Genomic DNA, 14,522 nt, shown 5'->3' with positions numbered 1-14,522 from the left:
GTCGCTCTTCGATAATCGTTGCGCAAAATGACTTGAAATTCGCAGGAACTACGAAAAATGCGGCTCGACAGGATTGATATCGCCATTCTGGAGACTTTGCAGAAGGATGGCCGGATCCCCAATGCGGCGCTCGCGGAGAAGGTCGGCCTTTCCCAATCGGCCTGTTCGCGCCGGCTCGACAATCTGGAGAAGTCCGGAACCATCCGCGGGTATCACGCGCGGCTGTCCAATTCCGCGCTCGGCCACCAGATGACGGCGATCGTGCACATATCGCTGTCGGGGCAATTCGAAAAGACGCTGTCGGATTTCGAGGCGGCGATCAAGCGCTGCCCGAACGTGCTCTCCTGCCATCTGATGTCGGGCGAATACGACTACATCCTGCGCATCGCGGCGAAGGATCTCGTCGACTATGAGCGCATCCACAAGGAATGGCTGTCGGCCATGCCGCACGTGACCAAGATCAACTCGTCCTTCGCGCTGCGTGAGATCGTCGATCGCACGGCGGTCGGGCTGCGGCCTGAGATGGCTTAAACCGCTGCGGCTTCGGTCACCACAGTAGTCATTGGGATATCGTGCGGCTGCGGGTAGATGGTCGGAATGCGCTGCAATTCGTAGCCGACGCCGATGACCAGCGGCCTGAACGGCATTGCGGCAAGCGTGCGATCGTAAAAGCCGCCGCCATAACCCAGCCGATAGTTGCCTGGATCGATGCCGACGATCGGCGAGATCACGATGTCGGGAAGCACCGGGTCGCCCTCGGCCGGGATCGGAATGTTCCACACGCCCTTTTCCAGCCGGTCGCCCTGTTTGTAGGCGCGAAACACCAGCGGCTGCCCCTTCTCGATGACGACGGGCAGCGCGGTGCGCCCACCGCGCTCGTTGATCGAGGCCATCCAGCCACGCAGATCCGGCTCGCCGCGAAACGGCCAGAAGAGGCTGACCATCCGGCCGGCTATGTCGCCGATCAGCGCGTCGAGGCCTTCCGCGATGCGTGCCGACATCGCGGCGCGCGCATCGGCTGAAACGGCGAGGCGCCCGGTGATGAGCCGCTCACGCTCGGCCTTGCGCCATCGCCGAACATCCGTCCAGTCGGAGAGCGGCTCCCGGTATTCCGGGTCGAGTTCGTGCATGAAGCAGGGCGGTGAGGCGTATTGGGCCTGGCCTTCGTCGTCGTGTTTGTCAGCCATGCTTGGCTCCTGTCGTTTTGTTTCACGCTATACTCGCACCTGTGCGACCGCATGTGCATTCACGACGCCGCACGACGACTCCCGGGCATGACCGTTGCCATGCGCAATATTGTTGCAGTGCACAAAAATACTTACATCATCGGTAGGATTGCACTTTGGCGAGGTGGAATGAAATGAGCGAAACCGAGCATCAAGTCGTTGTCGTCGGCGCCGGCTTCGGCGGCCTTGAACTCACGCGCGCGCTGGCGGGAGCTCCCGTGCGCATCACCATGATCGACAAGCGCAACCACCATCTCTTCCAACCGCTGCTTTACCAGGTGGCGACGACGTCGCTGGCGACCTCGGAAGTCGCCTGGCCGATCCGCCATCTTCTGCGCAGGCGCAAGGACGTGACAACGCTTCTCGGCAATGTCACCGGCGTCGACCGCGCCGGCAAGCGCGTGCTGCTCGAGGACGGCAGTTCGATCCCCTATGACACGCTGGTGCTCGCCACCGGCGCCCGCCACGCCTATTTCGGCCATGACGAATGGGAGCCGTTCGCGCCGGGTCTGAAGACGCTTGAGGATGCCACGACGATCCGGCGCCGTATCCTGCTCGCTTTCGAGCAGGCCGAGCGCGAAACCGATCCGGCCAGGCGCCAGGCGCTGCTGACTCTGGCCATCGTCGGCGGCGGGCCGACCGGTGTCGAGCTTGCCGGTACCATTGTCGAGCTCGCGCACGACACGTTGCGCGGCGAGTTTCGCAACATCGACCCAGGCCAGGCGCGCGTCGTGCTGATCGAAGCCGGCGACCGGATCCTGGCCAATTTCGCGCCGCAGCTTTCCGACTATGCCCGCAAGGCGCTGGAACGGCTGGGCGTCACCGTCGAGCTCGGGCGTCCGGTCACGCACCTCGATGCCGAAGGCGTCGTCTTCGGCGACACGCGCCTGCCGGCAAGGACGATCATCTGGGCGGCTGGCGTTGCCGCTTCGCCGGCGGCCGAATGGCTGGGAGCGCCGGCCGACCGGGCGGGCAGGGTAATCGTCGAACCCGACCTCACCGTGCCGGGCAGTCCCGACATTTTCGTCATCGGCGACACCGCGCATGTGCTGCGGCCGGATGGGAAGCCGGTGCCGGGTGTGGCGCCCTCCGCCAAGCAGGAGGGCAAGCATGTCGCCGCGACGATCAAGGCGCGACTTGCCGGCGACACGGCGACGCGTCCTTTCCAATACCGTCATGACGGCGATCTGGCGACGATCGGCAAGCGCGCCGCGGCAATCGATTTCGGCTGGATCAAGCTCACCGGCTGGCTCGCCTGGTGGCTCTGGGGCATAGCGCACATCTATTTCCTGATCGATTTCCGCAACCGCCTGGCGGTCTCGCTTAGCTGGCTATGGATATACTTTACGGGTCAGCGCAGCGCGCGCCTGATCACGCAGGGCGACGAGGACAAAAGCTGATTCCCAGGCCGCCGCCTGCGGCAGCGGAGATGCTTGATGGCCGATCGCGGTTTCATTCCGTCGCCTCAAGAGCGTGGCTTCGCACTCTGCGGCCAGGCCCTCTTGCGCAGGCGCCGTTGGCCGAAAGCGCCAGGCAAAAAGCGGTTAACTGGAATGACTGCCGTCGCTCCCCCCTCTGGTTCCGGCCGTCCGCATGGGATAGTTTTAGCCATGCGTTATGTGATTGTCATCGCCTCCATCACCTTCTTCCTGTTCTGGGACGGACTCTACAATCGCGGCCACTACCTCGATGTGACCGTGCGGGAAGTCTCGCGCATTGTGCGCTACGTTACCGGGTAAGGTCTCGCCGGTTTCGCGTCACGGGCGCGACATCGTTGCCGGTTGACGCCTGAGCATTGCTCCCACAAAAACGCCGCTGAAGCGAAGACCAGGGAGGCTGGCTTGATCCGGCACATCGTTTTCTTCAGCGTGCGGCGCAAGGAACATGTCGAGACTGTGCGCTCGGGCCTGCTGGCGCTCGGCAAGATTCCGCACTCGAAGCATTTCGAGGTGACGCTCAACACCAAGGTCGATCAGTTCTCCAATGCGATCGATGTCGTCGTCTATGCCGAGTTCGAGGACGAGGCGGCGCTTGCCGCTTACAAGGCGCATCCGATTTATGCGGATACGACCACCAAGGTGAAGCCGCTGCGCGAACTGCGCTATTCGGCCGATGTCGTGGCCGCTGCCTGAAGCGGCAGAGCACGGTCCGTCGGGCCGCCGCTCTTGAACCGCCGGCCGGAATGAGGCACACCGCGCCGGCATGACCAGAAACTCCGCCCATCCGCTTGACCATCTCGTGCTGCCGACGCGGAGCCTCGATGCCGCGCGGTCGCGTCTGGCCTCGCTCGGCTTCGTCGTCGCCCCCACGGGCATCCACCCGTTCGGCACTGAGAATGCCTGCGTCTTTTTCGCCGACGGCACCTATCTCGAGCCGTTGGCGGTAGGAGATGCGCAGGCGACGGAACAGGCGATTGCCGCCGGCAATGTCTTCGTAGCGCGCGACCGCCTTTATCGCGAACGACTGGGCGATGAAGGTTTTTCCGCCGTCGTGCTTGGAACCGGCAATGCCGATGCCGACCATATGCGTTTTGTCGAAGCCGATCTGTCAGCCGGCGATACGCTGCGTTTCTCGCGCGCGTTCACAGATGCTAACGGAAAGAGCGACACGGCATCCTTCAAGCTGGCCTTCGCGGCCGGCAAGGGAGCGACGGACGCCTTCCTCTTCGCCTGCGAGCGCGTGAACCCGCCGAAGATCGATCGCACGGCGCTCCAGGCGCATGCCAATGGCGTAACCGGCATCGTCGAAGTGATCGCCTTCAGCGATGTGCCTTCCGCACAGATCGCATTGATCTCGATCGCCGCCGGGTCGGAGGCAGACGGCGACATGGTGCGGTTGCCGAATGCAATCTTGAGCGTGGTCACGCCCGAGAGCTACGCGCGGCGCTTCGGCCTGGCGGCCGAAGCCTCACCGCATTTACGGTTTGAGGCGGTTATTTTCTCGATCCGCGACAAAGCTACAGCGGCGCACGCGCTTGCGGCCGGGACCATCGATCACGACATGAGCGGCACTGACATCGTCGTTCCTCCGGCGCGCGGGCAGGGCGCCGCCTTCATCTTCCGGGAGATCCCATGAGCAAGCCCTTGGCGCCCAATTCATCGGTAACCGTCGGCAAGGTCGTCTTCGCCAACAATGCGCCGCTGTCGCTAATCGCCGGCCCGTGCCAGCTTGAATCGCGCCAGCACGCTTTCGACATGGCCGGCGCGCTGAAGGAACTGACGGAACGGCTGGGAATCGGCCTCGTCTACAAGACCAGCTACGACAAGGCCAACCGCACCTCGCTGTCGGCGACGCGCGGCGCGGGGCTCGATGCGGCGATGCCGATCTTCGACGATCTGCGCAAGGCGTTCTCGCTGCCGGTGCTGACCGACGTTCACACCGAGGAGCAATGCGCGATCGTAGCCCCCCATGTCGATGTCCTGCAGATCCCGGCCTTCCTGTCGCGCCAGACTGACATGCTGGTCGCCGCCGCCAGGACCGGCAAGGTCATCAATGTGAAGAAGGGCCAGTTCCTCGCGCCCTGGGACATGAAGAACGTCGTCGCCAAGATCACCGGCTCCGGCAACCCGAATGTGCTCACCACCGAGCGCGGCGTCTCGTTCGGTTACAACACGCTGGTCTCGGACATGCGCGCTCTGCCGGTCATGGCCGAGATCGGCGCCCCGGTGATCTTCGACGCCACCCATTCCGTGCAGCAGCCGGGCGGACAGGGCGGCTCCTCCGGCGGCGAACGGCGCTTTGTCGCGACGCTCGCGCGCGCGGCCGTTGCCGTCGGTGTCGCCGGCGTCTTCATCGAAACCCATCAGGACCCGGACAATTCGACGTCTTCGGATGGCCCCAACATGGTGCCTCTCAAGGATATGCCGGCGTTGCTGGAAAAGCTGATGGCTTTCGACCGCATTGCCAAGGGCCACTGATTGCAGCGGCGGACCTCGATCCTGCGCCGGCTTGTGGTGAGCGGGGGCTGCCTCACCGACAGCTGAGCAAATCGTCGGGAACCTTAGCGCGCTCCTCTCATTGTCGGTGCAGGCATTCAACGAGAGGAGCACCATCATGACCACTCCGTCCGGGCATACCGAAGCCATTGCCGCCTCGCGCGTCATCGGCACGTCGGTCTATAACACCGAAGGTAAGAGCATCGGCAGCATCGAGGACGTGATGCTCGACAAGATGTCGAATGGCATTATGTTCGCCGTGATCGGCTTCGGCGGCTTTCTCGGTATGGGCGAGAAATACCACGCCGTTCCGTGGGCGACGCTCGACTATGACGAGGACAGAGGCGGCTACGTCGTGCCGTTCACCAAGGAACAGCTTCAGGCCGCGCCCGCCTATTCGATCGACGAGCTGACCGGCGCTGACGGCGAAGCCGCCCGCGATGCTTCATTCCAGTATTACCATGTGAAGCCCTATTGGCATTGATCGCAGATCGGCAAGCTGGGAATCGAACGGCCCCCGACACAAAGCCGGGGGCCTTTGACGTTTAGCTACTCCGCCGCGTTGAGAGTCGATAGCTCCACCGAGCTCTGCTGGGGTTTCTGATCGTCGCATGACGTCAGGAACGCTGCCGCGATCAGGAACAAACTCACGATACCGCTCAACTGGGACATGGCGAAACTCCTCCTGTTTCGCCCCGCGCGAACGCGACCATAGATGAGATGGTCACACAGCGCGCATGACTTATGATGACAGAAAATTGCGCTTCGTGAATCACGCCCGCGGCAATAAATGCGGGGCCCGCCGATTGCCTTTTGCTCTGCTTTGGCTAAGAGGGGCGCGACGCTTCAATCGATCAATCGGGGACATCGCAAATGACCGCCATCATCGACATTGTCGGGCGTGAAATCCTGGACAGCCGTGGCAATCCGACCGTCGAGGTCGACGTGGTGCTGGAGGACGGCTCCATGGGCCGCGCCGCTGTGCCGTCGGGCGCATCGACCGGCGCGCATGAGGCGGTCGAAGTCCGGGACGGCGGGCCGCGCTATCTCGGCAAGGGCGTGCAGCGCGCCGTCGAAGCGGTGAACGGCGAGCTATTCGAGGCGATCGGCGGCATGGAAGCCGAGAACCAGATCCATATCGACCAGACGATGATCGAGCTCGACGGCACGCCGAACAAGAGCCGCCTTGGCGCCAACGCCATCCTGGGCGTATCGCTGGCGGTCGCCAAGGCCGCGGCGGAAGCCGCGGGCCTGCCGCTCTACCGCTATGTCGGCGGCACTAAGGCGCACATCTTGCCGGTGCCGATGATGAACATCATCAACGGCGGCGCGCATGCCGACAACCCGATCGACTTCCAGGAGTTCATGATCCTGCCTATCGGCGCGCCGACCCTGCGCGACGGCGTGCGCTGGGGCTCCGAGATTTTCCACACGCTCAGGAAGAAGCTGAAGGACGCCGGCCACAACACCAATGTCGGCGACGAGGGCGGCTTCGCCCCCAACCTGAAGAGCGCGCCTTCGGCGCTCGATTTCATCATGGAATCGATCGAGAAGGCAGGCTTCAGGCCCGGCGAGGACGTGGCCCTCGGTCTCGATTGCGCGGCGACCGAGTTCTTCAAGGACGGCAATTACGTCTATGAGGGCGAGAAGAAGACCCGCGATCCGAAGGCGCAGGCCAAGTACCTTGCCAAGCTCGCTGCCGATTATCCGATCATCACCATCGAGGACGGCCTTGCCGAGGACGATTGGGAAGGCTGGAAGATCCTGACCGATCTGATCGGCAAGAAGACCCAGCTCGTCGGCGACGATCTCTTCGTCACCAACACGGCGCGGCTGCGCGACGGTATCCGCATGGGCGTCGCCAATTCGATCCTGGTCAAGGTCAACCAGATCGGCTCGCTGACCGAGACGCTCGACGCCGTCGAGACCGCGCACAAGGCCGGCTACACCGCCGTCATGTCGCATCGCTCGGGCGAGACCGAGGATTCGACCATCGCCGACCTCGCCGTCGCCACCAATTGCGGGCAGATCAAGACCGGCTCCCTGTCGCGTTCGGACCGCATGGCCAAATACAACCAGCTCATCCGCATCGAGGAAGAGCTCGGCAAGCAGGCGCGCTACGCAGGCAAGTCGGTGGTCAAGGGCTGATCCAGCCTGTTCGGACAGTCTGGAAAGGGGCGGGTCATTCCCGCCCTTTTTCGTTCCGGCGATCCTCGATAAGGGTCGTCCGTAACCGTCCATTAAGCACAATCGGGCGAAATACGATTCATGGCCGCTTGCGTTCGCGGCCGCGAGGGTTCGGGTCATGTGGACACGTCAGCACAAGCAGAGAAACACCGGCAGGCTGATCATCCCCTCGCTTTGCGTGCTCTTCCTGGCCTATTTCGGCTTCCACGCCTATCACGGCGAATTCGGCATCTATTCCAAATATCGGCTGCAGGCCCGTGCCGTTGAATTGCAGGCCCAGCTTGACGCCGTGAAGGCGCGCCGGATCGACTTCGAGCGCCGTGTCCAGCTGATGCATGAAGGTACGCTGGAGAAGGATATGCTTGACGAGCAGGCCCGAAAGGCGCTCAATCTGTCCCATCCGGACGAAATCACCATTATGCTGCCTACCTCGACGAAATAACCGAATTTCGGTTAATCGCCTTTATTTTCAATGATTCTAATCGCTTAGATGCATGCCAGCCATGCGTTTTTCAGCATGGCGCAATGCATACTTGCATGTTAGCTTTCCGCAATCGGTGGGGAGACGATCGATCTCCCTGAATGTCCGCGAAGAGACGCCAACAGGGAGTGACGCATGGCCACCGCCGCCAAAAAAGCGCCCGCAAAATCCAGATCCGACAAACAGCCCAATCTGTCAGCGCCCAAACCGGCGGATTTCACCAAAGAAGAAGAGCTTTCCGCCTACCGGCACATGCTTTTGATCCGCCGCTTCGAGGAGAAGGCGGGCCAGCTCTACGGCATGGGCTTCATCGGCGGCTTCTGCCACCTCTATATCGGCCAGGAGGCCGTCGTCACCGGCATGAAGATGGCGCTGGTCGAAGGCGACCAGATGATCACCGCCTATCGCGACCATGGCCACATGCTGGCGATGGAGCTGTCGCCGCGCGGCGTCATGGCCGAGCTCACCGGCCGCCGTGGCGGTCTTTCGAAGGGCAAGGGCGGCTCGATGCACATGTTCTCCAAGGAGAAGCATTTCTATGGCGGCCACGGCATTGTCGGCGCGCAGGTGTCGCTCGGCACCGGTCTCGCCTTCGCCAACCGCTACCGCGACAACAAGAATGTCTCGCTGACCTATTTCGGCGATGGCGCCGCCAACCAGGGCCAGGTCTATGAAAGCTTCAACATGGCCTCGCTGTGGAAGCTGCCGGTGATCTACATTATCGAGAACAACCGCTACGCCATGGGCACGTCCGTGTCGCGTTCGTCGGCCGAGACCGACTTCTCGCATCGCGGCGCTTCCTTCAAGATTCCCGGCATCCAGGTCGACGGCATGGACGTCCGCGCCGTGAAGTCGGCGGCCGATCTCGCGACCGAATGGTGCCGTGCCGGCAACGGTCCGCTCATCCTCGAGATGCAGACCTATCGCTATCGAGGCCATTCGATGTCCGACCCGGCGAAATACCGCTCCAAGGAGGAAGTGCAGAAGATGCGCTCCGAGCATGACCCGATCGAGCAGGTCCGAGTGCGGCTGCTCGACAAGAAGTGGGCAAGCGAGGACGAGCTCAAGGCCATCGACAAGGAAGTCCGCGACATCGTCGCCGACGCCGCCGAATTCGCCCAGAACGACGCCGAGCCGGATCCGTCCGAGCTCTGGACCGACATCGTACTCTAAGGAGAGGGCAAGGACATGCCGATCGAAATTCTCATGCCCGCGCTGTCGCCGACGATGGAAGAGGGCAATCTTTCCAAATGGCTGAAGAACGAAGGCGACAAGGTCGTCGCCGGTGATGTGATCGCCGAGATCGAGACCGACAAGGCGACGATGGAGGTCGAAGCTGTCGACGAAGGCACGCTGGCCAAGATTGTGGTTCCCGCCGGCAGTGAAGGCGTCAAGGTCAACGCGGTCATCGCCGTGCTTGCCGTCGACGGCGAGGACGTCGACAAGGCCGGCGAAGGCATCGGCGAGGAAGAGCCCGCCAAGGCTGAAAAAGCCGCGCCGGCCCCGGCGCAAGCTTCGGCCAAAAGCGAGGCGTCCGCCGCTGTCGCCGCCGCGCCGAAGGCGGAGATCGCCGCCGATCCGGATATTCCAGCCGGCACCGAGATGGTTTCCACCACGGTGCGCGAAGCGCTCCGTGACGCCATGGCCGAGGAGATGCGCCGCGACGGCGATGTCTTCGTCATGGGCGAGGAGGTCGCCGAGTACCAGGGCGCCTACAAGATCACGCAGGGCCTGCTGCAGGAATTCGGGCCGAGGCGCGTCGTCGACACGCCGATCACCGAGCATGGCTTTGCCGGTGTCGGCGTCGGCGCCGCGATGGCGGGGCTGAAGCCGATCGTCGAGTTCATGACCTTCAACTTCGCCATGCAGGCGATCGACCAGATCATCAACTCGGCCGCCAAGACGCTCTATATGTCCGGCGGCCAGATGGGCGCGCCGATCGTGTTCCGTGGTCCCAACGGTGCGGCGGCCCGCGTCGCCGCCCAGCATTCGCAGTGCTATGCCGCCTGGTACAGCCATATTCCCGGCCTGAAGGTGGTGATGCCCTATACGGCTGCCGACGCCAAGGGCCTCCTCAAAGCCGCGATCCGCGATCCGAACCCGGTCATCTTTCTGGAGAACGAGATCCTCTACGGCCATTCCTTCGACGTGCCGAAGCTCGACGACTTCGTGCTGCCGATCGGCAAGGCGCGTGTCCACAAGCAGGGCAAGGACGTCACCCTAGTCTCCTTCGGCATCGGCATGACCTATGCACTCAAGGCGGAAGCCGAGTTGCGCGGCATGGGCATCGACGCCGAGATCATCGATCTCAGAACCGTCCGGCCGCTCGACTTCGACACGATCATCGCCTCGGTGAAGAAGACCAACCGTCTCGTGGTGGTGGAAGAAGGTTTTCCGCAGAACTCGGTCGGCGACCACATCGCCAACCAGGTCTCGCAGCGCGCCTTCGATTTCCTCGATGCGCCGGTGATCACCATTGCCGGCAAGGACGTTCCCATGCCTTACGCGGCGAACCTCGAGAAGCTGGCGCTGCCCAACGTCGGCGAAGTCGTCGAGGCCGTCAAAGCCGTCACTTATCGCTGAGCCGGTCGGGAGGACATCATGCCAATCAACATCACCATGCCGGCGCTCTCCCCGACCATGGAAGAGGGCAATCTGTCAAAATGGCTGGTCAAGGAAGGCGATAAGGTTTCGCCGGGTGACGTGATCGCCGAGATCGAGACCGACAAGGCGACGATGGAGGTCGAAGCCGTCGATGAAGGCACAGTCGCCAAGCTGGTGGTTCCGGCCGGCACCGAAGGCGTCAAGGTCAACGCGCTGATCGCCATCCTGGCCGGTGAAGGCGAGGATGCCGCGGCCGCTGCCAAGAGCGGCGGCGGCGCCGCGCCCAAGGCTGAAGCGCCGAAAGCTGATGCCCAGAAGGGCGAGCCGCCCAAGGAAGCGCCCAAGCCGGCAGCAGCCGCCGCGGCGCCCCCGCCGGCGAAGGCCGAGCCTGCTCCCGTCGCCAACGGCCACGCCGCAGGCGATCGCGTCTTCGCATCGCCGCTGGCCCGCCGCATCGCCAAGGATGCCGGCGTCGACGTGACGGCGCTGACCGGTTCCGGCCCGCATGGCCGCGTGGTGAAGGTCGACGTCGAGGCGGCGATCGCTTCCGGCGGCGCTCCGGCTGCGAAGGCGCCCGCCGCCGCCCCGTCCGCTCCGGCGACCGCAGCCAAGCCGATGTCGGACGACCAGGTGCTGAAGCTGTTCGCCGAAGGCTCCTACGAGCTCGTGCCGCATGACAACATGCGCAAGACCATCGCGCGCCGCCTGGTCGAGGCGAAGTCGACCATCCCGCATTTCTATTTGACGCTCGATTGCGAGCTCGACGCGCTGCTTGCGCTGCGCACGCAGCTCAATGCCGCAGCCCCGATGAAGAAGACCGAGAAGGGCGAGGTTCCGGCCTACAAGCTCTCGGTCAACGACATGGTCATCAAGGCCATGGCGATGGCGCTGATGGCGGTGCCGGATGCCAACGCCTCCTGGACCGAGAACGCCATGGTCAAGCACAAGCACGCCGATGTCGGCGTTGCCGTCTCGATCCCCGGCGGGCTGATCACGCCGATCATCCGGCATGCAGACGAAAAGACGCTGTCGGTCATCTCCAACGAGATGAAGGACCTGGCAAGCCGCGCCAGGAGCCGCAAGCTGAAGCCGGAAGAATATCAGGGCGGCACGACGGCGGTGTCCAATCTCGGCATGTTCGGCGTCAAGGACTTTGCCGCCGTCATCAACCCGCCGCATGCGACGATCCTGGCGGTCGGCGCCGGCGAGGAACGGGCGGTGGTCAAGAAGGGCGAGATCAGAATAGCCACCGTGATGTCGGTGACCTTGTCGACCGATCACCGCGCCGTCGACGGCGCGCTCGGCGCCGAGCTGCTCGGCGCCTTCAAGCGCTTGATCGAAAACCCGATGGGCATGCTGGTGTAAGAAGGGAAAAGGCGGTGCGGAAATTCTTCACCAGCCTTTTCACCCTGATTATTTTCAATCCCGACGGCGAGCTCTTCGCACGCCGGCGGCAGGCGCTCGCAGCCAGCTTTCGGCAAGGTGGGGCAATCGCATGAAGACAATTCTCTGTTATGGCGACTCGCTGACCTGGGGCTATGACGCCGCCAATCTCGGCCGCCATGCGCTCGAGGACCGCTGGCCGAGTGTGCTTGGGGCTGAACTCGGCAACGATGTCGAAGTCATCGCCGAAGGCCTCAACGGCCGCACCACCGCCTTCGACGACCATCTGGCCGGCGCCGATCGCAATGGCGCCCGCATTCTGCCGACGATCCTGACCAGCCATGCGCCGCTCGATCTCGTTATCGTCATGCTCGGCTCCAACGACATGAAGCCTTGGATTCACGGCAATCCGGTCGCAGCCAAGCAAGGCGTGCAGCGGCTGATCGATATCGTGCGCGGCCATGACTATCCGTTCGAATGGCCGGCGCCGCAGATCCTCATTGTCGCGCCGCCTGTCGTGACACGCACCGACAATGCCGAATTCAAGGAAACGTTCGCCGGCGGTGACGACGCCTCCAGGCGACTTGCGGCCCAATATTCGGCGCTGGCCGACGAGGCCGGCTGCGGCTTCTTCGACGCCGGCACGGTCGCAACCACCACGCCGCTCGACGGCGTCCATCTCGATGCCGAGAACACGCGAAACATCGGCAAGGCTCTGGCGCCGCTCGTGCGCGTCATGCTCTCGCTCTAACCCTCAGAAAGATCAGGGAGAAAACCCGTGGCTGAATCCTACGACGTCATCATCATCGGCTCAGGCCCGGGCGGCTATGTCACGGCGGTGCGTTCCGCCCAGCTCGGCTTCAAGACGGCGATCGTCGAGCGCGAGCATCTTGGCGGCATCTGCCTGAATTGGGGCTGCATTCCGACCAAGGCGCTGCTGCGCTCGGCCGAGATCATGCATTATTCGGATCATCTGAAGGATTACGGGCTGAAGCTTGAAGGCGGTAAAATTATCCCCGACACCGCTGCCGTGGTCGACCGCTCGCGAAAAGTCTCGCTCAGGCTGAACACCGGCGTCGGCTTCCTGATGAAAAAGAACAAGGTCGACGTCATCTGGGGCGAGGCGAAGCTTTCCAAAGCCCCAGCCGGTGACAAACCGGGCGAGGTCGTCGTTTCGAAGACGGCGAAGAAGGCGATGGAGCCGCAGCCGCCGGTGCCGAAAGGCGTCAAGGGCGAGGGCACCTACACGGCCAAGCACATCATCCTGGCGACGGGTGCCAGGCCGCGCGCGCTGCCCGGCATCGAGCCGGACGGCAAGCTGATCTGGACCTATTTCGAGGCCATGGTGCCAAAGGAAATGCCGAAATCGCTGCTGGTGATGGGCTCGGGCGCCATCGGCATCGAATTCGCCTCCTTCTACCGCACCATGGGCGCCGATGTGACGGTGGTCGAGCTGCTGCCGGCGGTGATGCCGGTCGAGGACGCCGAAGTCTCGAAATTCGCGCAGAAACAGTTCGAGAAGCAGGGCATGAAGATCCTCCTCGAAGCCAAGGTGACCAAGGTCGAAAAGGGCGCCAATTCGGTCACCGCGTATGTCGAGATGAAGGACGGCAAGGTCGAGAAGATCACCGCCGACCGCATGATCTCGGCCGTCGGCGTGCAGGGCAATATCGAGAATCTCGGCCTGGAAGCACTTGGCGTGAAGACGGACCGCGGCTGCGTGGCCGTCGACGGCTACGGCAAGACCAATGTGCCCGGCATCTACGCGATCGGCGACGTCGCCGGCCCGCCCATGCTCGCCCACAAGGCTGAGCATGAAGGCGTCGTCTGCGTCGAGAAGATAGCCAATTTCCCGGGCGTCCACCCCATCGACAAGCTGAAGATCCCCGGCTGCACCTATTGCAGCCCGCAGGTCGCTTCCGTCGGCCTGACCGAAGCGAAGGCCAAGGCGGACGGCAAGGACATCCGCGTCGGCCGCTTCCCGTTCAGCGCCAACGGCAAGGCCATCGCGCTCGGCGAGGACCAGGGCTTCGTCAAAACCATCTTCGACAAGAAGACCGGCCAGCTGCTCGGCGCGCACATGGTCGGCGCCGAGGTGACCGAGCTCATCCAAGGTTTTGTCGTGGCGATGAACCTAGAGACGACCGAGGAAGAGCTGATGCATACGATCTTCCCGCATCCGACACTGTCGGAGATGATGAAGGAGAGCGTGCTCGACGCCTATGGCCGCGTTTTGAACGCCTGATGAGCCACCAATCGGTGATAAGTCATCAATCGGTGATCGATGGCCAATCCGTGCTAACGTGGTCGGGTGAGACTCACACGCGGCAGCCGGAGAAAGCTGACGGCAAGGCGGTTCGTATCCGGATGCATTTTCACCTGATCGAGGAGGAATTGGCACATGCATATGAATGGCGTCGGCTGGATCGCAGCCATCATCGTCGGCGGCCTGGCGGGCCGAGATGGTCATGAAGAGCAACACCGGTATCTTCATGAACATCATCATGGGGATCGTCGGCGCGATAGTGCTGAACGCGATCCTGCAGGCTCTCAACATCCAGTCGTTCGGCGTCGGCTGGGTCGCCTATCTGATCACCGGCTTCATCGGCGCCTGCCTGCTGATCTTCGTCGGACGGCTCGTGCGTCGCTGACCGAAGCCAACGTTATGCGAAAATGGCCGTGGCGGCATGCGCTGCCGCGGCCTTT

At 63.2% G+C, this 14,522-nt stretch carries 16 protein-coding genes and 1 pseudogene; 15 read left to right on the top strand and 2 right to left on the bottom strand.

From position 1 onward, the window contains the following. The first annotated feature begins 57 nt into the window (after nucleotides 1-57). Nucleotides 58-531 (top strand): Lrp/AsnC family transcriptional regulator, encoded by a 474-nt coding sequence (locus tag LB529_RS06360; protein WP_040982960.1) that lies wholly within the window; start codon nucleotides 58-60, stop codon nucleotides 529-531. Here LB529_RS06360 and LB529_RS06355 read toward each other — a convergent pair. Next, a complete protein-coding gene (locus tag LB529_RS06355) occupies nucleotides 528-1,187 on the bottom strand; it encodes a 5-formyltetrahydrofolate cyclo-ligase (RefSeq protein ID WP_224710569.1) in 660 nt (219 codons plus the stop codon). The genes LB529_RS06360 and LB529_RS06355 overlap by 4 nt on opposite strands. Nucleotides 1,188-1,360: 173 nt before the next feature. Between LB529_RS06355 and LB529_RS06350 the strand changes: the two genes are divergently transcribed. The 6 genes from LB529_RS06350 (at nucleotide 1,361) to LB529_RS06330 (ending at nucleotide 5,645) form a co-directional block, all read left to right on the top strand. Then, complete coding sequence (locus LB529_RS06350; RefSeq protein WP_224710568.1) at nucleotides 1,361-2,626, top strand: NAD(P)/FAD-dependent oxidoreductase; 1,266 nt, start codon at nucleotides 1,361-1,363, stop codon at nucleotides 2,624-2,626. Nucleotides 2,627-2,836: 210 nt separating this feature from the next. After that, nucleotides 2,837-2,965, top strand: coding sequence for a hypothetical protein (locus tag LB529_RS28975; protein WP_263481783.1), 129 nt, complete (start codon nucleotides 2,837-2,839; stop codon nucleotides 2,963-2,965). A 102-nt stretch (nucleotides 2,966-3,067) separates the two neighbouring features. After that, nucleotides 3,068-3,358, top strand: a complete 291-nt coding sequence (locus LB529_RS06345; protein ID WP_224710567.1) for a Dabb family protein — start codon at nucleotides 3,068-3,070, stop codon at nucleotides 3,356-3,358. A gap of 70 nt (nucleotides 3,359-3,428) precedes the next feature. After that, on the top strand, nucleotides 3,429-4,301 hold the full coding sequence (locus tag LB529_RS06340; RefSeq protein WP_224710566.1) for a VOC family protein: 873 nt from the start codon (nucleotides 3,429-3,431) through the stop codon (nucleotides 4,299-4,301). Further along, entirely contained in the window at nucleotides 4,298-5,143 is an 846-nt protein-coding gene (kdsA, locus tag LB529_RS06335; protein WP_224710565.1) for a 3-deoxy-8-phosphooctulonate synthase, read from the top strand. Before LB529_RS06340 ends, kdsA begins: the two co-directional genes overlap by 4 nt. A gap of 136 nt (nucleotides 5,144-5,279) precedes the next feature. Next, nucleotides 5,280-5,645 (top strand): PRC-barrel domain-containing protein, encoded by a 366-nt coding sequence (locus tag LB529_RS06330; RefSeq protein ID WP_095765629.1) that lies wholly within the window; start codon nucleotides 5,280-5,282, stop codon nucleotides 5,643-5,645. A 65-nt stretch (nucleotides 5,646-5,710) separates the two neighbouring features. Here LB529_RS06330 and LB529_RS28970 read toward each other — a convergent pair whose 3' ends face one another. Further along, nucleotides 5,711-5,833, bottom strand: coding sequence for a hypothetical protein (locus tag LB529_RS28970; protein ID WP_263490149.1), 123 nt, complete (start codon nucleotides 5,831-5,833; stop codon nucleotides 5,711-5,713). 201 nt (nucleotides 5,834-6,034) lie between these two features. Between LB529_RS28970 and eno the strand changes: the two genes are divergently transcribed. From eno to LB529_RS06290, 8 genes and pseudogenes are all read left to right on the top strand, one after another. Next, nucleotides 6,035-7,309, top strand: a complete 1,275-nt coding sequence (gene eno / locus LB529_RS06325) for a phosphopyruvate hydratase (RefSeq protein WP_140843412.1) — start codon at nucleotides 6,035-6,037, stop codon at nucleotides 7,307-7,309. A gap of 157 nt (nucleotides 7,310-7,466) precedes the next feature. Beyond that, the gene (locus LB529_RS06320; RefSeq protein WP_095765470.1) at nucleotides 7,467-7,790 is read left to right on the top strand and encodes an FtsB family cell division protein; all 324 of its coding nucleotides are present in this window, start codon (nucleotides 7,467-7,469) and stop codon (nucleotides 7,788-7,790) included. A gap of 174 nt (nucleotides 7,791-7,964) precedes the next feature. Continuing rightward, entirely contained in the window at nucleotides 7,965-9,002 is a 1,038-nt protein-coding gene (gene pdhA, locus LB529_RS06315; protein WP_095765469.1) for a pyruvate dehydrogenase (acetyl-transferring) E1 component subunit alpha, read from the top strand. Nucleotides 9,003-9,017: 15 nt separating this feature from the next. After that, on the top strand, nucleotides 9,018-10,412 hold the full coding sequence (locus tag LB529_RS06310; protein WP_224608843.1) for a pyruvate dehydrogenase complex E1 component subunit beta: 1,395 nt from the start codon (nucleotides 9,018-9,020) through the stop codon (nucleotides 10,410-10,412). Between the two features lie 18 nt (nucleotides 10,413-10,430). Continuing rightward, a complete protein-coding gene (locus LB529_RS06305) occupies nucleotides 10,431-11,798 on the top strand; it encodes a pyruvate dehydrogenase complex dihydrolipoamide acetyltransferase (protein WP_224710564.1) in 1,368 nt (455 codons plus the stop codon). A 130-nt stretch (nucleotides 11,799-11,928) separates the two neighbouring features. Beyond that, entirely contained in the window at nucleotides 11,929-12,567 is a 639-nt protein-coding gene (locus LB529_RS06300; protein WP_224710563.1) for an SGNH/GDSL hydrolase family protein, read from the top strand. Between the two features lie 27 nt (nucleotides 12,568-12,594). Then, a complete protein-coding gene (lpdA, locus tag LB529_RS06295; protein WP_224547552.1) occupies nucleotides 12,595-14,061 on the top strand; it encodes a dihydrolipoyl dehydrogenase in 1,467 nt (488 codons plus the stop codon). 156 nt (nucleotides 14,062-14,217) lie between these two features. After that, nucleotides 14,218-14,467: pseudogene (locus LB529_RS06290) on the top strand (GlsB/YeaQ/YmgE family stress response membrane protein). Nucleotides 14,468-14,522 lie beyond the last annotated feature (55 nt).

The organism is Mesorhizobium sp. CA5 (assembly GCF_020165105.1).
In the GTDB taxonomy this organism is placed as follows: domain Bacteria; phylum Pseudomonadota; class Alphaproteobacteria; order Rhizobiales; family Rhizobiaceae; genus Mesorhizobium.
The sequence above is the reverse complement of the archived record's forward strand: the minus strand, read 5'-3'. Positions and strand labels throughout refer to the sequence as shown.